The 21928-nt window shown below is 69.6% G+C and carries 20 protein-coding genes; 1 reads left to right on the top strand and 19 read right to left on the bottom strand.

What is annotated here, in order from left to right; genetic code table 11:
* Positions 1 to 11 precede the first annotated feature (11 nt).
* From ACG0Z6_RS11805 to ACG0Z6_RS11830, 6 genes are all read right to left on the bottom strand, one after another.
* Complete coding sequence (locus ACG0Z6_RS11805) at positions 12 to 1379, bottom strand: TolC family protein (RefSeq protein ID WP_394461611.1); 1368 nt, start codon at positions 1377 to 1379, stop codon at positions 12 to 14.
* Entirely contained in the window at positions 1379 to 3379 is a 2001-nt protein-coding gene (locus ACG0Z6_RS11810) for an ABC transporter permease (protein WP_394461613.1), read from the bottom strand. The genes ACG0Z6_RS11805 and ACG0Z6_RS11810 overlap by 1 nt, the downstream gene beginning before the upstream one ends.
* A 1-nt stretch (position 3380) precedes the next feature.
* A complete protein-coding gene (locus ACG0Z6_RS11815) occupies positions 3381 to 4616 on the bottom strand; it encodes an efflux RND transporter periplasmic adaptor subunit (RefSeq protein WP_394461615.1) in 1236 nt (411 codons plus the stop codon).
* Between the two features lie 255 nt (positions 4617 to 4871).
* The gene (locus tag ACG0Z6_RS11820) at positions 4872 to 5411 is read right to left on the bottom strand and encodes a histidine phosphatase family protein (RefSeq protein WP_394461617.1); all 540 of its coding nucleotides are present in this window, start codon (positions 5409 to 5411) and stop codon (positions 4872 to 4874) included.
* A 5-nt stretch (positions 5412 to 5416) separates the two neighbouring features.
* The gene (locus ACG0Z6_RS11825; protein ID WP_394461619.1) at positions 5417 to 6202 is read right to left on the bottom strand and encodes an adenosylcobinamide-GDP ribazoletransferase; all 786 of its coding nucleotides are present in this window, start codon (positions 6200 to 6202) and stop codon (positions 5417 to 5419) included.
* A 34-nt stretch (positions 6203 to 6236) separates the two neighbouring features.
* Complete coding sequence (locus ACG0Z6_RS11830; RefSeq protein WP_394461621.1) at positions 6237 to 7790, bottom strand: DUF3369 domain-containing protein; 1554 nt, start codon at positions 7788 to 7790, stop codon at positions 6237 to 6239.
* Between the two features lie 271 nt (positions 7791 to 8061).
* On the opposite strand from ACG0Z6_RS11830, the gene ACG0Z6_RS11835 reads away from it, so the two are divergent.
* Positions 8062 to 8796, top strand: coding sequence for a hypothetical protein (locus ACG0Z6_RS11835; RefSeq protein WP_394461623.1), 735 nt, complete (start codon positions 8062 to 8064; stop codon positions 8794 to 8796).
* Positions 8797 to 8909: 113 nt separating this feature from the next.
* Here ACG0Z6_RS11835 and ACG0Z6_RS11840 read toward each other — a convergent pair whose 3' ends face one another.
* From ACG0Z6_RS11840 to ACG0Z6_RS11900, 13 genes are all read right to left on the bottom strand, one after another.
* Entirely contained in the window at positions 8910 to 9452 is a 543-nt protein-coding gene (locus tag ACG0Z6_RS11840) for a metal-dependent hydrolase (protein WP_394461625.1), read from the bottom strand.
* A 76-nt stretch (positions 9453 to 9528) separates the two neighbouring features.
* Positions 9529 to 10578 (bottom strand): nicotinate-nucleotide--dimethylbenzimidazole phosphoribosyltransferase, encoded by a 1050-nt coding sequence (gene cobT, locus ACG0Z6_RS11845; RefSeq protein WP_394461627.1) that lies wholly within the window; start codon positions 10576 to 10578, stop codon positions 9529 to 9531.
* A 24-nt stretch (positions 10579 to 10602) separates the two neighbouring features.
* The gene (locus tag ACG0Z6_RS11850; protein WP_394461629.1) at positions 10603 to 12111 is read right to left on the bottom strand and encodes a cobyric acid synthase; all 1509 of its coding nucleotides are present in this window, start codon (positions 12109 to 12111) and stop codon (positions 10603 to 10605) included.
* Positions 12108 to 13172, bottom strand: coding sequence for an aminotransferase class I/II-fold pyridoxal phosphate-dependent enzyme (locus ACG0Z6_RS11855; RefSeq protein WP_394461631.1), 1065 nt, complete (start codon positions 13170 to 13172; stop codon positions 12108 to 12110). Before ACG0Z6_RS11855 ends, ACG0Z6_RS11850 begins: the two co-directional genes overlap by 4 nt.
* A complete protein-coding gene (cbiB, locus tag ACG0Z6_RS11860; protein ID WP_394461633.1) occupies positions 13169 to 14083 on the bottom strand; it encodes an adenosylcobinamide-phosphate synthase CbiB in 915 nt (304 codons plus the stop codon). The genes ACG0Z6_RS11855 and cbiB overlap by 4 nt, the downstream gene beginning before the upstream one ends.
* Positions 14084 to 14092: 9 nt before the next feature.
* A complete protein-coding gene (cobO, locus tag ACG0Z6_RS11865) occupies positions 14093 to 14662 on the bottom strand; it encodes a cob(I)yrinic acid a,c-diamide adenosyltransferase (protein ID WP_394461635.1) in 570 nt (189 codons plus the stop codon).
* A complete protein-coding gene (gene bluB / locus ACG0Z6_RS11870) occupies positions 14652 to 15305 on the bottom strand; it encodes a 5,6-dimethylbenzimidazole synthase (protein WP_394461637.1) in 654 nt (217 codons plus the stop codon). Before bluB ends, cobO begins: the two co-directional genes overlap by 11 nt.
* Before the next feature lie 2 nt (positions 15306 to 15307).
* Complete coding sequence (locus ACG0Z6_RS11875) at positions 15308 to 16639, bottom strand: cobyrinic acid a,c-diamide synthase CobB (RefSeq protein WP_394461639.1); 1332 nt, start codon at positions 16637 to 16639, stop codon at positions 15308 to 15310.
* Between the two features lie 14 nt (positions 16640 to 16653).
* Positions 16654 to 17427, bottom strand: coding sequence for an ABC transporter ATP-binding protein (locus ACG0Z6_RS11880; RefSeq protein ID WP_394461641.1), 774 nt, complete (start codon positions 17425 to 17427; stop codon positions 16654 to 16656).
* Positions 17424 to 18419: a FecCD family ABC transporter permease gene (locus ACG0Z6_RS11885; protein WP_394461643.1), complete on the bottom strand. Its 996-nt coding sequence runs from the start codon at positions 18417 to 18419 to the stop codon at positions 17424 to 17426. Before ACG0Z6_RS11885 ends, ACG0Z6_RS11880 begins: the two co-directional genes overlap by 4 nt.
* Positions 18419 to 19366 carry an ABC transporter substrate-binding protein gene (locus ACG0Z6_RS11890; RefSeq protein ID WP_394461645.1) on the bottom strand — a complete coding sequence of 316 codons (948 nt, stop codon included), beginning with the start codon at positions 19364 to 19366 and terminating at the stop codon, positions 18419 to 18421. Before ACG0Z6_RS11890 ends, ACG0Z6_RS11885 begins: the two co-directional genes overlap by 1 nt.
* A complete protein-coding gene (gene cobU, locus ACG0Z6_RS11895; protein WP_394461648.1) occupies positions 19363 to 19935 on the bottom strand; it encodes a bifunctional adenosylcobinamide kinase/adenosylcobinamide-phosphate guanylyltransferase in 573 nt (190 codons plus the stop codon). The genes ACG0Z6_RS11890 and cobU overlap by 4 nt, the downstream gene beginning before the upstream one ends.
* Before the next feature lie 21 nt (positions 19936 to 19956).
* On the bottom strand, positions 19957 to 21873 hold the full coding sequence (locus ACG0Z6_RS11900) for a TonB-dependent receptor plug domain-containing protein (RefSeq protein WP_394461650.1): 1917 nt from the start codon (positions 21871 to 21873) through the stop codon (positions 19957 to 19959).
* Positions 21874 to 21928: the final 55 nt, after the last annotated feature.

Genomic DNA, 21928 nt, shown 5'->3' on the forward strand with positions numbered 1-21928 from the left:
TTGCAGGTCGCTCAATTGCCCGCTTGCAGCGGCAGACCCAGAGCGCGGTGCAGGGTGGTTTGTTGCACCCAGATGCGCTGCTGCAGTTGCAGCGTGGCCAGTTCGGCTTGCAGGCGTGCGGCGCGGACTTGGCGCCAATCCAGGCCAGAGACCATGCCCAGTTCGCGGCGGCGTTGGGCGTCGCGCTCGGTGCGCAGCACCTCCTGGACGCGTTGCTGCTGCACCGCCAGTTCTTCGCGCAGGCCTCGGTAGTCCAGCAGCGCACCTTCCACGTCGAGCACGGCCTTGTTCAATGTGTCGCGCAGGGCCAGGGCTTGTTCTTGCAGCTTGAGCTGCGCCTGGTCTTCCTGCGCGGCCAGATGCTGCCATTGCACCAGCGGCACGGTGAGCTTGCTCACCAGGCTGCGCAGGGGGTTGTCGAGCCAGTCGCCCGGCCGGGTGCCTTGGGTGCCGTAGGCGGCGCTGAAGGTCAGGCGCGGGTAGCGCTGGCCCCGCGCTTCGGCCCAGCCGGCCAGGGCTTGGTCCACCTGGATGCGGGCCTGGGCCACGTCGGCGCGCAGCTCCAGCACGCGCGCGGGTTCGGCCAGCGGCAGGCCGGCCAGGGCCACGTCGGGCAGCGGCACGGGCTGCAGCTGTGGGCCCGCGCCGCCTTCGCCCAGCAGCACACCCAGGCGCAGTTGCAGCTGCTGCTGTTCGCGCTGGCGCTGCTGAAGTTGCAGCTGCTGTTCTTGAATCTGCGTGGCCACTTTGTCCACTTCCACCGGCGCCAGGCGGCCAGCAGCCACGCTGATGCGGGTCATGGCCAGCACGGCTTGCAGGTCTTCCAGGCGCTCGGCTTGCAGCGGGGCCTGGGCCTGCAGGCCTTGCCATTGCCAGTAGGCCTGAGCCACGTCGGCCAGCAACTGGGTGCGCAGGGCTTGGGCATCGCGTTCCTGCGAGCTCACATCCAGGCTGCGCTGACGGGCCCCGGCGGCCAGGCGGCCAAACAGATCCAGCTCGTAGCTGAGGCTGGCTTGCGCGCTGAAGGTTTGGGTGTTTGCCCCCGGCCGTTGCCGCGTGTCTTGGGCATTCAGGCTGGCCTCCTGCAGCCAGCGGCGGTCGCCATCGAGCTGGCGCGAGCGCGCCGCCTGCAGGCGCAGCGCGGCGCGGGCCAGGTCCAGGTTGGCGAGCAGCGCGCGTTGCTGCAACTGGGCCAATTGCGCGTCGACGACGGGCGTGGCGCGCGGGGCCTCCGGGCTGCCGTGCAGCCAGTGGGCGGGCGGTGAGGGTGGCGCGGGCGGTGCCTTGGGCACGCTGCTGCAGCCCAAGAGCAGCGCACAGGCCAGGGCCAAGGGGCACAGACGGGCGCCGTGGCGCAGGGGGAGGGAGGGGCGTTGCATCATTCTCGGGCCAGGGCATCAACAGGAGACAAACGGGCGGCGCGGCGCGCCGGCAAGGTGCCAAAGAGCAAACCGATGGCGCAGGCCACGGCGCTGGCCACCAGCACCGCTTGCAGCGACAGCGTGGGCTTGAGCTGCTCTTGCGCCGCGCCAATGCCCAGCACGATGAGCCAGCTCAGGCCCAGCCCCAGCAGCCCCCCCAGCAGGCACAGCAGCACGGCTTCGATGAGGAACTGCAGGCGCACATCGCTTTGCCGCGCGCCAATGGCCATGCGAATACCGATTTCGCGCGTGCGCTCCGACACCGAGACCAGCATGATGTTCATCACCCCCACGCCGCCCACCAGCAGGGCAATGGCGGCCACGCCAGCCAACATGGCCGCCAGCGCGCCGGTGACGCTTTGGATTTTTTCGAACTCTTTTTGGGCGTTCCAGATGCGGAAATCTTCCTGCCCGTGCAGCGCGCGCAGGCGGTAGCGCACCTGCTGCTCCATGGCCTGGGGCGACTGCTTGTTGTCGAGGATCACGGTGAAGAAGTACGCGTCAAGGTCTGCATTGAATTTGCGCAGATAGGTGCTCATCGGCACATAGACCGGTGAGTCGCCTCCAAAGCTGATGCTGCTGTCGGAGATGGACTTGACCACGCCAATCACGGTGACCGGCAGGCCGATGGCGCTGACTTGCCCGGTTCGCGGATTCGGCAGCTGCGTGGTCTCCAGCAGCAGGGTGCGCCCCACGACCTGGGCCACGTTGGGGAACAGCTTTTGGCGCAGCGTGTCATCAATCACCACCGTTTGAGCGCCGCCCGTTTGGTCGGTCGGGGTGAAGACGCGCCCCTCTACGATCTCGTAGAGGCCCTTGTCGCTGAGTCGTTCGCTGTTGCCTTGAATAGAGACCGTGGCGTCTTTACGGGCCACGCGGGCGCTGCCCTGCGAGCTGCGTTCAACCTCAATGCGGCGCACACCCGGCAAACCGCCCAGGGCGTGCAAATCTTGCGGCGTGAATTTGCGCGTTTTGGCACCGGGGGGCAGCTTGGCATCGTCCGAAAACACCATGAGCTTGCCGGAGAACAGGCCCTGCAGGTTTTTCTCGATGTGATCGCGCGCCGCGCTGGAGATGGCCACGATGCTGACCACGGCGGCGATGCCGATGCTGATGCCCAGCGTGCTCAGGAGCGTGCGCAGGCGGTTGCCGTTGAGTGCGTCCACGGCGCTGCGCAGGCTCTCGCGGGCTTGCAGAGCCCAGCGGCCCAGGGCCTGCAAGCCACGGCGCAGCGGGGCGGCCGCGGGCAGCTGCGCGCGGGCCGCGGGGGCGAAGGGCGTGCGGCGCTGGTCACTCAAAATGCGACCGTCTTGCAATCGCACCACGCGCTGGGCGTGCTCGGCCACCTTGGGGTCGTGGGTGACGAGGATGATGGTGTGGCCGTCCTGGTGCAGTTGGGCCAGCAACTGGAGCAAGGCCTCGCCGCTGGCGGTGTCCAGGGCGCCGGTGGGCTCGTCGGCCAGGATGATGCGCCCGCCGTTCATCAGCGCGCGAGCGATGGACACGCGCTGCTGCTGCCCGCCGGAGAGTTCATTGGGCCGGTGCCCGCCGCGCTCGCCCAGGCCCAGGCGCTGCAGCAGTTGCTGCGCGCGGGCGCGACGTTGCTCGCCCAATGTGCCAGCGTAGACCGCGGGCAGGGCCACGTTGTCCACCGCGTCCAGGTAGGGCAGCAGGTGGTAGCGCTGGAACACAAAGCCGAAGTGCTCGCGCCGCAGCCGCGCCAGCTCGTCGGGCCCCATCTCGCCCACATCCACGCCGTCCAGCGTGAAGCGGCCGCTGCTGGGCACATCCAGGCAGCCCAGCAGGTTCATCATGGTGCTCTTGCCTGAGCCCGAGGCGCCCATGATGGCCACGTAGTCGCCGGCTTCGATGTCCAGGTCGACGGCATCCAGCGCGCGCACCGTGCTGCCGCCCAGCTCGTAATGGCGCGAGACACCGCGCAGTTCAATCAGCGCCATCTCAGTCTTTGCCCAGCTGTTCGGCCTTGTCGGCACCTGGGGCGAGCAGCACCTTGTCGCCCTGCTTCAGGCCGTCGAGCACTTCGGCGTTGATGCCGTCTTGCAGCCCCACGCGCACCAGGCGCTTGTTGGCAGCGGGCGCGCTGGCCGCACTGCCGGGTGAGGCTGCCCCCGCCTTGTCTTTGGCGCTGGTGTCGCTCAGCAGCACTTCGTAGCGCCCATCGCTCTGGCGCTCGCCCAGGGCCACCACGGGCAGGGTCAGCACTTGTTTGGCCTGCGCGGTTTCGATGTCGACCTGCACGGTCATGTCAGCAAAGAGCTTGCCGTCGCGGTTGTCCACGTCAAACAGCACGCCGTAGAAGCTGGCGTTGCCCGCGCGTTCGGGAATGGGCTGCACCACCTCGACCTTGCCGAGGAAGGGCGTGCCCTCCGTGGCCAGGGTGGTGAACTGCACCTTCTGGCCCACCTTCACCAGGTGCACGTCGGCCTCGGGCACACGAGTGCGCACCCGCATGGTGTCGAGGTTGGCCAGCGTCATCATCACCGGCGGCACCTGAATGGAGATCACCGTCTGGCCCTCTTGCACGGGCAGGCTCACCACCACGCCATCGATGGGTGCGGTGATCTGGGTGTAGCTTAGGTTCAGGCGCTTTTTGTCCAGGTCGGCCTGCAGGCGGCGGCGCTGCGCTTCCTGGCCTTTGATGTCTTGCTCGGCCTTGGCCAGTTCGGTCTCTTGGCGTTCCAGCTCTTGGCGCGCCACGGCTTCGGCCAGCGCCAGGCTGCGCAGGCGCTGCACCTCGCGTTGCAGCAGCTGCAGGTCCAGGCGGCGCCCTTGCAAGGCGGCGTCTTGCTGGGTCAGCGCGGCCTCGGCCTGGGCCACGTCGTTGCGTGCCAGATCGGGGTTGATGGTCACCAGCAGCTCGCCCTTTTTCACACGCTGGCCCAGTTGCACGTGCAGGGTTTGAATCTGCCCGCTGACCTGCGCGCCCACGTCCACCCGCAGCTTGGGCTGCAACACACCGGCGGCCAGCACGCGCTGGGTGATGTCGGCGCGCTGGACCTCGCCGGTGGCGGGTTCGGGCGGCTTGGGCGGTGGGTTCATCAGCCGCCAGCCCACCACACCAGCGGCCAACAGGGCCAGCACGATGAGCCGCCCGCGCCAGGCGCGCAGGCGCTGGCGCCAGCGCCGTTTGAGGGATTGGGGGGCAGGGGCGGTGTCAGGGCGTTCGGCGTTCAAGGGGCAAGTCTCCGCAACAGGCGTGATGGGCGGCGATTATGGGCGGCGCCCTCCTCGCGCCATCGACACCTCCCCGATCCGTGGGCGGACTGTCCGGAAGGCGCCATCGGCCCATGCCGCAGCTCATGCGCCGCCTGGTGGGGTTCATCCGGCATGGCTGCCCTTGGTCGCTTTCAGCGTGGGGGGATCGATACAGGGAAAACCACGATCTCGCGTGTGCGCTAAGGCCACGCCGAATGCCCTCTAAAGGGGGTGTCAGCGGAGTGGAGCGCGGCTGGCGTAGGGGACCCCGCTGGGCCATAGCGCGGCGCTGGGCAGTGCGCTGCCGTGCGCGGCCAGCCATTGCGCGGCGCTGATCCAGCCGCCGTGGGTGACGAGCAGGGCCTGAGCGGGGAGTGTGCTGCGGGCCTGGTGCACGCGCGCCAGCATGTCGGCCACCGACTCGCCGCCGCCGGGGCGGTGGTGGGCAAAGTCGGCCACCCAGGCGTCGATGTCGGCGCGGGGGATGTCGGCCCAGGCGCGGCCCTCCCAGTGGCCGAAGTCGGCCTCGCGCAGTGACTCCAGCCGCACATGGCGCCAGCCCCAGCGGTGCAGCCAGCGGCCCACGCTGGCGCAGCGCTGCAGCGGCGAGGTGTGGATGGTGTGGGGCAGGCGCTGGCGTCGGGCCAGGGCCTGGATGCGGCGGGCCAGGCGCTTGGCGCGGCGCCAGTGCACGGGGGGGTCGAAGCGCCCGCCCACCACCAGGCCTTGGATGCCTTCGGGGCGCGGGTGGCGCCAGGCGTAGAGCTGGGGCATGGGGGCTAGAACCAGCGGGTGAGTGCCAGCAGGGCCAGCAGCGCGGCCAGCTCGCCCAGTTGCTGGCTGGCGCCCAGGGTGTCGCCGGTGTAGCCGCCCAGGCGCCGCTCCAGCTTGCTTTGCAAGTACAGCGTCATGGCCGCGAGGGCCAGCAGCGCGCCCGTGATGAGCGGCACATCGTCCGGCATGGCCAGCGCCCAGCCCAGCGAGGCCAGCAACACCCAGCCCAGTGCCAGGGCCAAGCCCGGGGGGCTGATTTGCGTGGCCAGGGGCTTGGCCTTGGCGTGCTCGGCATCGCCCGCATAGGGCAGGGTGTGCATGAGCCACACCGGCGCGGCGCGCGAGGCGCATTGCCCCCAGGCCAGCGCGGCGGCGGCCAGCACGGGGTCGATCTCGGCCAGTGCCACCAGGCAGGCGGCTTTGAGGCCCAGCACCATGATGAGGGCCAGCGCGCCGTAGCTGCCAATGCGCGAGTCCTTCATGATGGCCAGCACGCGCTCGCGCGTGTGGCCGCCGCCCAGGCCGTCAAAGCTGTCGGCCAGCCCGTCTTCATGAAAGCCGCCGGTGAGCCACAGCCCCAGCACCATGGCCAGGCCCACGGCCACGCTGGGCGGAAAGAGCTGCAGCGCACCCAGCAGCAGCGCGCCGCTGATCAGGCCCAGCAGCGCGCCCACCAGCGGGAAGTAGCCTGCACAGCCTTGCAGCCATTCGGGTTTGAAGCCTACCCAGCCGGGAATGGGCAGGCGCGTGAAGAACTGCAGAGCAATGAAGAACAGGCGGAGTTGGTGCATGGGCAAAGGGGCTGCGGCGCTAAGGGGTGTGCGCTCAGTGCAGACGGGGTTGGGGGTCGGGCCAGCGTTGGTACAGCGCTTCGAGCTGGGGTTGGGATTGCAGCAGCAGCTCGCAGAGCTGGGGGTCGAACTGCTGGCCGGCTTGGGTGCGCACATGCTCCAGCACCTGCGGCAGCGCCCAGGCACTGCGCCAGGGGCGGTGGCCCATGAGGGCGTCAAAGGCATCGGCCAGCGCCACGATGCGCCCGGCCACATGGATTTGCTCGCCCGCCAGGCCGCGCGGGTAGCCCTGGCCGTCCCAGCGCTCGTGGTGCTCGTGCGCAATGGTGGCGGCCAGTTGCAGCAGCGAGCGGCCTGAGTGGCGCAGCAGCTCGTAGCCAATTTGCGCGTGCAGCTGCATGTGCTGGCGCTCTTGCGCGTCCAGCACGGCGGGCTTGTCCAGAATGCTGTCGGACACGCCCACCTTGCCCACATCGTGCAGCGGTGCGGCCTGGCGCAGCTGCTCCACCTCGGCATCGGGCAGGCCCAGGGCCTGGCCCAGCAGCGCGGCAATCTCGCTCACACGCTGCACGTGAAAGCCGCTTTCCTTGGCGCGGTGCTGCACGGCCTCGCCCACGATGTAAACCGTGGAGCGCTGGGTTTCCTCGATTTCCTCGCGCATCAGCAGGCTCTCGTAAGTGATGGCCACATTGGCGCAGAAGATCTCCAGCAGCTCACGCACCTCGGCGTCGATGAGGTCGGTGAATTCCATATAGAGCAGGCTCTCGTTGCCCGCACTGGTGCGGTAGTAGCCCACATAGCGCAAGTCCTCGAAAAACCCCGTGCACTGGTCCAGCGCACGCTGCAAAGCGGCGTGCACTTTGGGCGGCAGCTCCTGCACCTCGGAGTCGTCCAGCAAGCCCTGGTACTGCGTGGTGGCTGCCAGCACCTTGAGCCGCCCCTGTGCGTGCGAGGCCGCATATGCACTCACGCGGCTGGCGCACAGGCCATGGGCTTCGTAGCCCAAGAGGTGCGCCACCTGCTCCAGCACCGAGGAGGCGAACTGGCGCAGATTGTGCGAGTCGTAGACGCGCGTGATCGCGTCAATCGAGCGGCGCAGCGCCTGGCGTGACTGCTCGATGATCATCAAATCCCGATACGCCCGCAGCGCCGCATAAAACACCGTGGTCAGCTTGCGCTTGGTGAGCTCGGTCTTTTCTTTGTAGTCGTTGATGTCGTAGTTCTTGATCACCTGCTCTTCAGGCGCCTGACCCGGCTGGCCCGTGCGCAGCACGATGCGCATGCGCTGGTTGCGCAACTCCTCGCGGATGTAGCGCGCCAAGTCCAGCCCCGCGTGCTCGGTCTCCATCACCACGTCCAGCAGCACCAGGGCAATGTCATCGCGCTGCGCCAGCAGCGTGCGCGCCTCGGCGCCGCCGTAGGCATTCACAAAGTTCAGGCCCCGCCCCGCGAACTCAAACCCCACCAGCGCCAGCTCCGTGACCTGATGCACCGTGGGGTCGTCATCCACGATCAGCACCGTCCAAGGCGGGCGTGTGGAGGTGGGCTCGGGCTCGGGCAACTCGTCGGCAAACAGCAAGTCGGACATAAGCGCCTCAACAACACGCCTATACAAGGCGCAAGTGGCCGCGATTATGGGCGCAGCCCCCAGGCCTGACCACCCATGCCCGAGTAGGGGGCTGTGCTTGGGGTTTGGAGTGCTTCCGCACACAGGCCGAGGCCAGGGTGCCGATCGAGGTCCGGCGCCAGTTCTACAAGGAGCGCCTGTCCCCTGCCACTGTGCGACGAGCGTGGAGCAATACCGATAACATCACCCAGAGACTCACCGCCTGAGAAGTGGGTCGACCCGGAGAGTTGTCATGAATGTGAGCGGTTTGGTCAGCGTCTTGATGTCCTCGTTGCCCCGGGCCGCCATCGTTGGCGCCACCTTCGGTTCAATGTCCGCGGTGGCGGTCGAGCTGCCTGAGCCCTTGCTGGCGGCGCGAGACAAGGCTTTGGCGCGGGGCGCCATGCTGGCGGCGCAGGTAGACAACCAGGTCGGCTACCAAATGGTAGGCCGTAGCGGCCGAGGGGAAGCGCGGCAAACGCTGAGCTGCTGGGAGGCCAAGAAGTCGCGTGCGCGCCGCGAGGCAGCGCAGCCCGTCAGCGAAGAGGTTGAGGGGGCACTGGACCTGGCACCGCCGCTGCCCTTGAACCCCGCGGATGCACCGCACCGCCTGCTGTTGGAGCTGGAGACCGTCAAGCTGCGCGAGGGTGGGAGCGATCCGGCCAAGCCGCTGGAGTACGAGGGCACCGGCAGCCTGGGCAAGAAGAAGGTGGTCCAGTTCGACGCGCTGATCAAGGTGGACAGGCAGCGGCAGGAATTGCTGACGGTGCGCTACCGCTTCAAAGGCATACCCATGACGCGCAAGCTGGACTACCAAATTGACTGGTCCGACACGCCGCAGGGGTGGCTACCCGTCCAGGCCGAGTATTCGGTGGATATGAGGATGCTGCTGCTGTTGTCCGCTCAAATCGAGCGCCGGATGGCCTTTTCGGGCTGGGTCAGCCCAGAGGCCCGAAAGCTGGCGGTGTGTGACGAAGCCAAGTCGTGAGCTGATGCACCGTGGGGCCCAGCGCAACCTCACGTCGCCGCAACTGTCTTGGGCCTAGGTGAAGAAGGCGGCAAAGGTCCAAAGCAGCGGTGTGAGTTTCAAAAATCGACTCATCAATTCGACCACCGAGAACGCGTCAGGGCTGAGACCCGCATCAGCACCGCCGCCAGCAGGCAGGGCAGCCAGACCCAAATCAGCTCGGAATACAAAACCCGCAGACCTGCTTCGCCGAAGAAGCGCTTCAAGCTCAAGGGTGAGGCCTCGATAGGCCGAAACCAAGAGAAATAGCGCTCTGTGCTCAGCGGCCAAAATAGGGCAGCGCCATGGCCCGCATTGGTGCATGTGTCGAGCAAGGGGTGCGAGGCTGCACACACCAGCAGGTAGATAAAGGGGCGCACAGCCGATTGCGAATAGATTCGCGACCACACCACCGAAAAGATGGCGGCCACCATGAGTGCAAAGGCTAGCGAATGGCTGGCGCCACGATGGCCGAATTCACTGGCGTAGGGAATGCCAAACCGATGCAGTGCCACATCGGCATCCGGCAAGATCGAAACCACCAGCCCCAGTATCAACAAACTCGGAGCGATCGCTTTCGACCCCAAGGCAAGTTTGCCCGCGATCGGTACGGCAATGTGGCTAAGAATGCTTGGCATGTGACCTCTTTTGGTTTGCTGGGGCGACCTCAATGGCCCAGGGCGTTTTCAACCATGATCTCTCGGGGTTGCGTGCCTATTGCGCCGCCTCACTTACCCCCGCGCTGGCAAAGCTGGCCATGTCGCGCAGCAGGGTGGCGGCGCTTTGCAGCAGGGGCCAGGCGAGGGCGGCGCCGGAGCCTTCGCCCAGGCGCAGGCCCAGGTGCAGCAGGGGCGTGGCTTGGAGCTCGCGCAGCATGAGGGCGTGGCCCGCTTCGGCCGATTGGTGGGAGAACACGCAGCGTTGCAGCACGGCGGGTTGCAGTCGGGCGGCCACCAGCACGGCCGCACCGGTGATGAAACCGTCCACGACGATGACGCGGCGCTGCAGCGCGGCTTCGAGCACGGCGCCCACCATCATGGCGATTTCAAAACCACCCAGGGCGGCGAGGGCGGCCAGCGGGGTTTGGGCGTCGGGGTGGCGGCGCAGGGTGCGTGCCAGCACTTCGGTTTTGTGGGTGAGTTGGGTGTCGTCCACGCCGGTGCCGCGCCCGGTGCAGATTTCAATGGGCAAGCGTGCCAGGCGCGCCAGCAGCAGTGCGGCGGCGGATGTGTTGCCTATGCCCATTTCGCCCAGCAGCAGCACGTTGCCGGGCAGGCCGGCCAGCAGTTCGCGCCCGCGCTGCAGGGCTTGCCCGCACTGTGCTTCGCTCATGGCCGGACCTTGGCTGGCGTCGGCCGTGCCGTGGGCGATCTTGGCGTTGACCAGCCCGGCACGGGGCGTGAAGTCGTGGGCCACGCCGGCGTCCACCACCTGCAAGGCCAGGCCGTGTTGGCGCGCCAGCACGCTGACGGCCGCACCTCCGGCCAGGAAGTTTTCGACCATCTGCCAGGTCACGTCCGAGGGGTAGGCCGAGACGCCTTGCGCGGTGAGGCCGTGGTCGGCGGCAAACACCAGCAGCTGCGGGGCCTGCAGCTCAGGCGCGGTGCTGCCCAGCACCAGGCCGAGTTGCAGCATCAGCGCTTCGAGCTGGCCCAAAGCCCCCAGGGGTTTGGTTTTTTGGTCAATGCATTGGCGCAGCGCGGCGTGCAGCTCGGGCTGCTCCAGGCTGTCGATGGTGGGGATGAGGGTGCTGCTTGAGGTCATGGCTGTTGGGGCTTTTTGAACTGGTCAGTGCGCGTCTAGCAGTTGCATGAGCGTGGCGTGGCCCAGATGGGTTTGCACAAAGTCGGCCAGGCCTTGGAACACGGGCTCGAGCCCAAGCTGGGCGGGCTCGGGCAGCCCCCAGCTGTCCAGCAGGGCTTGCAGCAGCGAGGCTTGTTCAAACAGGCCGTGGGCGTAGAGGCCCAGCACCGGGCCGCACTGCCAGCCATTGGGCTGGCCGTGGGCGTCGCGCAGCACGACTTCAGGTGCGGCCAGGCTGGGGTGGGGCGCGGTGCGGCCGTGGTGGATTTCGTAGCCCTGCACTTGCAGGCCTTGCAGCGCGGCCCAGGGGCCTTGCAGCGTGGGGCTGAACTGCAGCGCGGCGGGGCGCAGCAGCTTGTCGTTTTCGTACTGGGTGACCAGGGGCAGCAGGCCCAGGCCCGGGGCGTTGCCGTCCAGGCCGTGGGGGTCTACCAGCGCTTCGCCCAGCATTTGCAGGCCGCCGCAAATGCCCAGCACGGGCTTGCCCGCCGCGGCGTGGGCGTTGATGGCGGCGTCCAGCCCCTGCGCGCGCAGCCAGGCCAGGTCCGCCGCCACGGCTTTGGAGCCGGGCAGGATGATGAGGTCTGCGCCCTGCAGCGCGGCGGCGCTGCGTGCCCACACCAGGCGCACGCCGCTCAAAGCCCGCAGGGGCTGGAACTCGTCGAGGTTAGAGAGGCGTGGGTAGGCCACGATGGCAATGCGCCGCTGCGCCGGGGCGGGGCCCCCGCCGCTGGGGGTGTCGTCAAACACGCCGTCTTCTTCCGGCAGGCCGTGGCCGCGCCACAGCGGCAGCACGCCCAGCGTGGGCACGCCGGTGAGGGCCTGCAGTTGCTGCGGCCCGGGGGCCAGCAGCGCAGCGTCGCCACGAAAGCGATTCAGCACAAAGCCGCGGATCAGCGCGCGCTCGGCCGCAGGCAGCAGCTGGTGCGTGCCGTAGAGGTGGGCGAAGGCACCGCCGCGGTCGATGTCGCTCACCAGCAGGCATTGCGCCTGGGCTTCAAGCGCGGTGCGCATGTTCACGTAGTCGTTGGCGTGCAGATTGATCTCGGCGGGCGAGCCCGCGCCTTCGATCACCACGACATCGTTCTCGCTCATGAGCGCATGCAGCGCGGCCTGGGCGTGGGGCCAAAGGCGCTCTGAGCGTTCGCGCCAGGGCATGGCGGTGAGGGCGCTGTCCACCTCGCCCCAGACGATGCACTGCGCGCGCGTGTCGGCCTCGGGCTTGAGCAGCACGGGGTTCATGCGCACATCCGGCGCGCAGCGTGCGGCCAGGGCCTGGAAGTACTGGGCCGAGCCGATCTCGCCCATGCGCCCGTCCAGCGTGGGCACGACGCGGGCGTTGTTGCTCATGTTCTGCGCTTTGAAGGGCGCGACTTTGAGCCCTTGGTTGGCGTAGAAGCGGCACAGCGCCGTGCTCAGAAAGCTCTTGCCGGCATTGCTGGTGGTGCCCAGCACCATGACAGCGCGTGCGCGGGGTTTGGAGGTGGGGCTCATGGGGTGAGGATGGGCTGTGGGGCCAAGAGGGGTTCGAGGGCATCCAGCGCGCGCCACAGCGCGGCCTGGCTGGCGGGCGGCTGCACGCTGAGCCGCCACCAACCCGGCGCGCCCAGGCTGGCGGCGCAGCGCAGCTTCACGCCGTGCTCGCGCAGTGTCGTGCGGCGTGGGGTCAGATCGTGCGCGGCGCGCCCGAGGGTGAAATTGCTGTGGCTGGGTTGCAGCACCCAACCGCGCTGGACCAGTGCGGTGTGTTGGGCTTGCTGCCACAGGCGCAGTGTGTGGCGTTGGGCGCGGTAATGCGCCTGCGCGGCCTCGCCAAAGGCGTGATGCAGCAGCACCACGCCCTCCGCGCCCAGCACCCAGCTGGCGGCCAGGGCGCGAAGTTGGGCCGCGTCGGCCTCCTGCCCCTGCGGGGCTTGCAACACGGCGGCGCGCACGCCGGTGGTGGCCAGCGCTTTGTTGGGGCAGCGCAGCACCCAGGCGGCTTGCAGCAGCGCTTCGGGAAGGTGGCTCGAGCCGTGCAGGCGCAGCTCGGCATAGGCCAGATCCACGCACAGTTGCAGGCGCGGGTGGCGCCGCAGCAGCGCGGTCAAGGCGTGCGCCTCCTCAGGGCTCAAGCCGCGCCCCGTGGGGTTGCAGGGCTCGCACAGCCACAGCAGGGCGGGCTCGTGGGTGGGGTCGCAGGCCTGCACCACCTCATCCACGCAGGCGTAGGGGCTGACGGCCAAGCCCAGCGCACGCGCCGCGGCGGCGTAGTCGGCAAAACCCGGCGTGGGCACCCACACGCGGCGCACACCGCGCAAGAGCGCGTGCAGGCTCAGGCGGCGTATGCCCTCGGCGCCGCCCGCGCACAGGCTCAGGCGCTCGGGTGCCACGCCCAGCTCGTGGCTGAGTTGGCGGTACAGCGCGCTGTAGTGTGGGTCGGGGTAGTGGTGGCGGTCGGCCTGGGCCAGCGCGGTGCTCAGCCACGCGGGCGTGGGCACGCAGCTGGCGTTGGACGAGAAATCATGCGGTGCGCGGCCCAGCGCGTCGGGGCCGCCGTGTTCGGTCAGCGTCATGCGAGGGCTCCTTGCAGCAGGGCCGAACACAGCGGCAACAGCGTGGCCATCAGCAGCGCGGCGCCCCAAGCCACGCGGCGGCAGCGCTGCACCGCAGCGGCGATGTCGGCGCCGCACGGCGCGCGGCCTGCGGCGTTGAGAACATACACGCCGGGCTTGCTCAGGCGCAGGCCCAGCTGCAGGGCCAGCGCGCCCATGGGCCAGCCGCCGTTGGGGCTGGGCGTGGCGCGGGCCTCGTGGCGCAGCCGTGGCCAGTGGCGCGGCGCGCACAGCATGAGGCCGGTGAGGCGCGCGGGCAGCAGGTTGAGCAAGTCATCGGCGCGCGCCGCCCATTTGCCCGCCCATTCATAGCGCCCGCGGTAGCCCCACATGGCGTCGGCCGTGTTGGCAAAACGGTAGAGCGCCGCACCGGGCAGGCCCGCCAGGGCGAAGTACAGCAGCGGGGCCAGCACGGAGTCGCTGAGGTTTTCAGACAGGGTTTCGAGCGCGGCCTCGCGCACCTCGTCGGCGCTGAGCTGCGTGGTGTCGCGGCTGACCAGGCGCGAGAGCTGCGCGCGGCCCTCGGGCAGGCTGCGCTGCAGCGCAGCTTCCACGGCGGTCACTTCCTCGCACAGCAGGCGCAGCGCCAGCAGTGGCTTGAGCAGCAGGCCCAGCACTAGTACCGCCAGCACGGCGGGCAGTTGCAGGGTCAGAGCTTGCAAGGCCCAGGCCAGGGCCACGCACAGGGCTGCGCCCAAGCTCCAGGCCAGTGCCCCGAGTGCAAACGCCGCTGCCGCAGGCAGGGCGTACAGGTGCGGGCCCAGCGCGCCCAGGTAGCGGCCCATGCCCACCACGGGGTGGGCCCACACGGGCGGCTCGCCCCAGCGGTGGTCCACCCACAGGGCCAGGAGCAGGGCGCAGGCGCTGATCAAGCCTCGGCCTCAGTCTTCAATCCCGCGCTGTGCGGGCACGCCGGCTTGGTAGTGGTGCTTGACGAGGCGCATCTCCGTGACGGTGTCGGCCAGGGCGATGAGCTCCTCGGGCGCGCCGCGCCCGGTCAGCACCACGTTAACGTGGCTGGGGCGCTGGCGCAGCACCTCCAGCACAGCGTCCAGCCCCAGCCAGCCGTAGCGGATGGGGTACATGATCTCGTCCAGCACCACCAGAAAGTGCTCGCCCGCGGTGATCAGCGCGGCCGCGCGCGCCCAGCCCTGGCGCGCCAGTTCGGCGCTGTGCTCCAGGTCTTTGCTCTTCCAGGAAAAGCCGTCGCCCAGGCCTTCGATGGGCACGCCCAAGTGTTCGAACATGCGGTGTTCACCGAAGCGGGCGCTGGGCACTTTCATGAACTGGTAGATGTGCACGCGCTTGCCCCGGCCGTGCGCGCGCAGCGCCAGGCCAAAGGCGGCGGTGCTCTTGCCCTTGCCGTCGCCGGTGTGCACGAGGATCAGGCCACGGCGCTCGGCGGGCTGCTCCAGCCTTTGGTGGTTCAGGGGTGGGGTTTCAATTTGCATGGTCGTCGGGGGCGGGTAGAAGCATGTCTTGCAGCGGGCGGCCTTGGCGCCAGCCCACTTGCGACAGCATGGGTTGTTCGTAGAAATGCGGCACGGGGCCCAGGCACAGCAGGCCCAGGGCCAGGGCGCCCTGGGGCAGTTGCAGCGCCGCGCCCAGGGCTTCGGGGTCGAACATCGACACCCAGCCCAGGCCCAGGTTTTCAGCGCGCGCGGCCAGCCAGAGGTTTTGCACCGCCGCGCCCACCGAGCACAGCGCCATCTCGCGCGGCAGGGTGCGGCGGCCAAACACGGTGCCGTCGTCCGGGGCCAGCACCAGGGCCAGCAGCTCGGCGCAATCGGCCAGGCCTTCGACCTTGAGGCGCAGGAATTCGTCAGCGCGCGAGCCCAGGGCCTCGGCCGTGGCCTGACGTTCGGCCTGCACCAGCGGTGCCAGGCGCGCGCGCCAGGCCGGGGTGGACAGCCGCATGAAGCGCCAGGGCTGCATCAGACCCACCGAGGGCGCCAGGTGCGCGGCCTGCAAAAGGCGCTGCAGCTGCGCGTCGGGCAGCGGGGCGCTGGGCAGGAAGTGGCGGCAGTCGCGCCGTGCCTCCATCACGGCCCAGAGGGCCTCACGCTCGGCGCTGCTGAAGGGGCTGCTGCTCATGCTCAGCGCAGGGCAGCGCCGAAAAAGCGCGCCACGGCCTCGGGGTTGGAGGGGAAGTAGTGGTGGATGTAGCTGGCCAAGAGCGAGCCCTGCACATAGAGCGCCTCGGCCGCACGTCCGCCGTTGGGGTTCTCGGCCCGTGTGTGCGGCGCGGGGCCGCTTTGCATGAGCGAGTAGTGAAAGGTGTGGCCGCGCAGCGGCTGCGCGGACTGCGGCCAGCACACCGACTGCAGGCCCAGCGCGGCCAGACGCGGCTGCATCTGCGCCTGACCCGGCAGCAGGCCGGCCATGGCGTGGCTGTGGCCCTCGCCGTCGGTCAGGCTCTGCAGCAAGCACAGCATGCCGCCGCACTCCGCCAGCAAGGGCTTGTGCGCGGCCAGGTGCTGGTGCAGCGCCTCAAAAAAACTGGGGTGAGCGCGCAGCGTGGCGGCATGCAGCTCGGGGTAGCCGCCGGGCAGCCACAGCGCGTCGCACGCGGGCAGCGGCTCATGCGCCAGGGGCGAGAAAAAGTGCAGCTGTGCGCCCATCTCGCGCAGCACATCCACATTGGCGGGGTAGATGAAGGAGAAGCAGGCGTCGCGCGCAATGGCCAGATGCAGGCCGCGCAGCGGCTGCTCGGGGTGGGGCGGTGTGGGCGGCTCGGCTTCAGCCAGGGCCAGTGCGGCGGCTTGCGGCGGCCAGCCTTGGCCCAGGGCCTGCGCGGCCAGCCAGGCCTCGGCCCAGGCGTCGAGCTGCTCGTCCAGCTGCGGGCATTCCAGCGCCTGCACCAGGCCCAGGTGGCGCTCGGGCAGGGCCAGGGCCTCGTGGCGCGTGAAGGCCGCCAGCAAGGGCAGCTCAGGCGGCAGGCCTTGGGCCAGCATGCGCGCATGGCCCTCGCTGCCCACGCGGTTGGCGATCACGCCCGCCACCTGGATGTCGCTGCGGTAGCGCGCCAGGCCTGTGGCCAGGGCCGCAAAGGTCTGGGCCATGCCCGAGGCGTCCAGCACCACCAGCACGGGCAGGCCAAAGGCCGCGGCCAAATCGGCACTGCTAGGTTGGCCATCAAAAAGGCCCATCACGCCTTCGACGAGGATGAGGTCGGCCTCGCGTGCGGCGGCACAGAGCAGGGCGCGGCAATGCGCCAGCCCGCCCATGAAGAGGTCCAGCTGGTAGACCGGTGCGCCGCTGGCGCGCTCCAGCACCATGGGGTCGAGGTAATCCGGCCCGGTCTTGAACACGCGCACGCGCTGGCCTTGGCGCCGCGCCTGGCGCGCGATGGCCGCAGTGATGCTGGTCTTGCCTTGACCGGAAGCCGGGGCGCTGATGAGAAAGGCGGGGCAGTGCGTGGCGCTCATGGGCGGTACTTCATTCAGGCATTCAAAGCCACCCAGCGTTCGTGCACGCGCACGATGAGCAGGCGCTGCTCAAACACGGCTTGCAGTGCGGCATGGGTGGCGGGGTCGCCGGGGGCGCCGTGGTGCACCACGCGCCCGGCTTGCATGACGATGATGGACTGCGCTTGCAAAGCCACGTTCAGCTCGTGCAGCACCGACAGCACCAGCGTGCCCGTTTGGGCGCGGGCGCGCACGATGTCCACCCAGTCGCTTTGGTGCGGTGGGTCCAGGTGGGCCAGGGGTTCGTCCATCAAGAGCAGGGGTGACTGCACGGCCAGCGCCCGCGCCAGCAGCACGCGCTGGCGCTCGCCGCCCGAGAGCGTGTGCAGCGCGCGGTCGCGCCAGTCCCAGCACTGCGTCTGGCGCATGGCCTGCTCCACGGCGGCGTGGTCTTGCGTCGAGGGTGGTGCCAGCCAGGCCTGGTGCGGCAGCCGGCCCAGCATCACCACCTCGGCCGCGCGCAGGCCTTCGGTGCGGATGGATTCGCTCTGCCCCAGCCAGGCCAGGGTGCGGGCGTGTTCACTCGGGGTCAGCTGCTGGGCGTCCTGCCCGCCCAGCAGGCGCTGGCCCTCAAAGGGCAGCAGCCCAGCCAGGGCGCGCAGCAGCGTGGATTTGCCCGCGCCATTGGGGCCCACCACGGCCAGCCAGCCGGGGGTGTCAAAGTGCAGCGCGATGTCGTGCAGCACGCGTTGGCCGTCGAGCTGCAGCTGCTGCAGCGTCAGCGAAAGCGGGCGAAAAGGCAGGCTCACCGCGAGCCTCCGAGCACGCCCTGGCGGTGCATCAGCCACAGCAAATAGCTGCCGCCCAGAATGGCGGTGAGCACGCCCACGGGCAGCTCCTGCGGGGCAATGAGGCTGCGCGCCAGCACATCAGAGGCCAGCAGCAGCGCCCCGCCGGTGAGGGCCGAGAGCGTGAGCAACTGGCCGTGCGTGGCGCAGCCCCAGCTGCGCACCAGGTGCGGGGCCACCAGGCCCACAAAGGCGATCAGCCCGCAATGCGCCACCGCCGCGCCCGTGGCCAGCGCCATGGCCGCCACCAGCAGCAGGCGCAGCGGCATGAGCCGCACGCCCAGCGACTGCGCCGTGGCCTCGCCCAGGGCCAGCGCGTCGAGCATGCGCGCGCAGCCCAGCGCCACACCCCAGCCCAGCAGCAAGGTGCTGGCCAAAATGCCCACGGCCGACCAGCCCAGATAGCCCGTGGAGCCCAGCAAAAAGGCCTGCATGGCGCGCAGGATGTCGGGGTTGAGCATGCCCAGCAGTGCGGCCGCGGCACCGAGCACCACGCCCACAATCACCCCAGCCAGCAGCAGGCGCAAGGTGTGCTCCACACCGCGCGCCAGCACCAGGGTCAGGGCCACCGCGCCCAGCGCGCCCAGGGCCGCCGCGCCGGTCAGCCCCAGGCGCAGCGCCAGCTGCGTGGCCGCGGGCGAGAGGCCCAGGCCAAACAGCATGGCCGCCACGCCCAGCGAGGCCCCGGCCGAGGCGCCCAGCAAATAGGGGTCGGCCAGCGGGTTGCGAAACAGGCCTTGGGCAATGGCGCCCGACAGCGCCAGCAGCGCCCCGGCCAGCCACGCGCCCAGGGTGCGCGGCGCGCGGATGTCCCAGAGGATTTGGCGCAGGGTTTCGTCCTGGCTGAACCAGGGCGCAAAGCCCGTGGCCCCGGTGGACAGGCCCAGGCCCAGCAACAAGGCCCCCACCAGCAGCAAGGCCGCCAGCAGCCAGGGTGCGCGCGTGTTGGGCATCAGCGCATGCCTCCGGCTGCGGGCAGGGCGCCGTTCAAGGGCGGCAAGGGCACGGGCCCGGCGGCGGCCTGGCGCAGGCAGCGCAGCATGAGCTGCGCGGCTTCGTCCATGCGCGGGCCCGGGCGCACCAGCACGTCGGACTCATGCGCGCGCCACACACACAGCTGCTGGCGCTGCACCGCGCTGATGCGGCTCCAGCCCGGGCGCTGCGGCAGGCCGGTGGCGCTGCGCTGGCCCACCATGATGAGGGCGGGGTCGGCACGCACCACGAATTCCGGGTTGAGCTTGGGGAAGGGCCCGAGCTCGGGCGGCACGATGTTGTTCAGCCCCAAGCGCGCCAGGGTTTCGCCGATGAAGGACTGCGGCCCGGCGGCATAGGGCGCGGCGTCGACCTCGTAATAGACGCGCGTGCCGCGCATGCTGGCGGGCACTTGCTCGGCGGCCTGAGTAATGCCAGCGTCGATGCGCTGCCACAGCTGCTGGGCCTCGCGCGGGCGCGCCAGCAACTGCCCCAGCACACCCACGATGCGGCGCACATCGGCATGGGATTTGGGTTCCAGCGCCACCACCTTGAGGCCCAGGGCTTCGAGCCGCTCGGTCAGCCGCGAGGACAGCGCCAGCAGCACCACATCGGGCTTGAGCGCCAGCACGGCTTCCACTGAGGTGTCGTCCAGCCCGCCGAGCTTGGGGAGCTTTTGCACCGCCTCAGGGTGGTTGGAGTAGCGGTCTGTGGCCACCAGGCGCGCGCATTCGCCCAGCGCGCACACCGATTCGGTCAACGAGGGCAGCAGGCTGACGATGCGCTGCGGCGGTGCGGGCAGTTGCAGGACTGCGCCTCGGTCGTCTTTGAGCTTGACGGGCTGGGCCTGTGCGGGGCTCAGGCCCACCACCCCCAGCACCGTCAGGCCCAACAGCAGCCCGGTCGCCCAGCGTGCGGTACGGTTCATGGCAAGTCCTCCTGGGGCGTCACGGCCTGGGTGAATGCTTGGCCTGCGGCCATCAGCGTGAGGTGGCCGCAGCGGCGCGCCACGTCCTGGTTGAGCAGACCGAGCTGGTCGATGAAGCCGCGCACCTCGCGCGACAGGGGCGACACGCCCCAGCCCACCTCGTTGCTCACCAGCACGATGGGGCTGTCGATCTCCTCCAGCGCCTGCAAGAGCGCGGCGCGCTGCTGCAGCCAAGCCGCCTGGCTCGGGGGCTCTCCGCCCGCTGCCACATAGGGCATGAGCCAGTTGGTGAGCCACAGCGTGAGGCAGTCCACCAGCAGCAGGGTGTCGGCGCGCGCATGGGCGCGCAGCGCTGCGGCCAGGGCGCGGGGCTCCTCCACCGTGCCAAAGCCCGCCGGGCGGCTGGCCTGGTGGTGGGCAATGCGCGCGCGCATTTCTTCGTCGTGGGCCTCGGCCGTGGCCAGCACCTGCACGCGCCCGCCCCCGCGCTGCCAGCGCAGCGCCAGGCCTTCGGCATGGCGGGTTTTGCCGCTTTTTTGGCCGCCAACAATGAGGTGGTGCGCGCGCATGGGGTGGGGCCTCGTGGGGGTTTAGCGCGGTGTGTAGCGCAGACCCAGCTGCAGCGTGCGCGGCGCCTGGGCGTAGCCCCCCGCGGTCTCGTAGACCTTGTTCAGCGCGTTGTCCAGGTTGACCTGCAGGCGCAGGGCCGGGTTGACCTGGTAGCCCAAGTCCAGGTTGAGCAGGCCGTAGCCGCCCAGCTGGGTCTTGTTGTCGTTGCGGTCAAAGCGGCGGTCCGAGGCCAGCAGCTGTGCGCCCCAGCTCAGCGCGCCGAGCTGCTGGCTCAGGCGCACGGCGCCATGCAGCTTGGCGCGGCGGCCCAGCCAGAGCTGGGTGCTGGTGTCGCGTGCGTCCTGGCGGTCCACACTGCCTTCGAGCTTGACGCTGCCCAGCTGCCATTGGCCCGAGAGGCTCACGCCCTGCAGGCGCACGGCGGCGAGGTTGCCGTAGCAGCCGCCCCAGGTGGAGACGCAGTTGGAGGCAAAGCTGCCGTCCCACACGATCATGTCGCGCACATGGTTGCGGTAGACGGTCAGCGAGAGCGAGGCTTGTGCGGCATTCCAGTTCAGGCCCAGCTCGCGGTTGCGGCCGTGTTCAGCATCCAGCGCTGGAGCACCGGGCTTGGGACCGTATTCGCTGAAGAGCTGGTAGGGCGTGGGGGCGCGAAACGCCGTGCCCGCGCTGGCCCAGGCGCGCCACTGCGGGCTCAAGCGCCAGCCCGCGGCCAGGGTGCCGGTGCGCACATTGCCGAACTCGCTGTCGCGGTCCTGGCGCACATGGGCCTGGGCGTCCAGCGCGCCGAGCTGCAGCAAATAGCCCAGGCCCAGGGCGTTTTGGCTGCGCTGGGCGGCGTCGCGCTGGAGCAGGCCGCTGTTGATGAGCTCGTCCTGGCGGTGTTCGGCCAGCACATTGAGTTGGCCCGGGCCCAGGCGCAGGCTGCCGTGCAGCGCGGCGTTGCGCACGCGCGATTCGGTCAGGTAGGTGCGCCGCGCGTTGGTTTGGGTCTCGTAGCGGTCGCGGCCTTCGCCCAGGCTCAGCTCAGTCTGCCAGCCGTTTTGCCATTGCGCGCTCCACAGCAGGCGGCTGGCGCGCAGCTGTTGCAGGCTGCGGTCGTCCACGCCCGGCGCGGGCTTGGCGCTGGCGTCGTAGTCGGCGCTGTTGAAGCTGGCAGTGCTCAGCAGCTCCACGCGGTGGCGGCGGTCGAGCTGCCAGCCCAGGCGCGCATTGAGGCTGTTTTGGCGCCAGCCGTCCAGGTCGGCCTGGTAGTTGGGGTCGGCCACTTTGCGGGTGTTGAAGCCCTCGGCCACTTCGGTGGCCAGGCCCAGGCTGTAGTCCAGTGCGCCCAGGCGGCCCGAGGCACTCATATCGCCCTTGACCCGGCCCAGGCTGCCCAGGGCGGCGCCGAAGGAGAGGCGCTGCTCATCGCCCTGGCGCGTGAAGACTTGCACCACACCGGCCACGGCGTCGGAGCCGTAGATGGCGCTGGCCGCGCCGCGCACGATTTCAACGCGCTCGATCTGCGCCAGCGGGATGGCTTGCCAGCTCGCACCGCCCGAGCCCGATTGCGTGTCCACGCGCACGCCGTCAATCAGCAAGGCCGTGTGCTGCGAGTTGGCGCCGCGCAGGAACAAGGAGGTGGTGGCGCCGGGGTTGCCGTTGCGTGCAAATTCAAAGCAGGCTTGGCCGCGCAGCAAGTCGGCCAGGCTGCCAAAGCCCAGGCGTTCGATGTCGGCACGCTCCAGCACGGTCACGTCGGCCAGCACTTGGTCGAGCTTGAGCGCGCTGCGCGTGGCGGTGATCTGGACGGTGTCGAGCTTGGTGCTGGGTGCCGGGGCGGCCAGTGCGGCGGGTGCTGCGCTGATCAGGGCCAGCAGTGCGGCGGTGAGGGCGGTGGCTTGGGCAGGGGCGGCCAGTGCCGTGCCGCGCGAAGGCGTCAGGGAGGAAGTCATGATGTTGGAAACGGACCAATAGGCGAAGTCAGCCAGCCCGCCGCTTCCCCGGCCG

Source organism: Roseateles rivi (assembly GCF_043555845.1).
In the GTDB taxonomy this organism is placed as follows: domain Bacteria; phylum Pseudomonadota; class Gammaproteobacteria; order Burkholderiales; family Burkholderiaceae_C; genus Roseateles; species Roseateles rivi.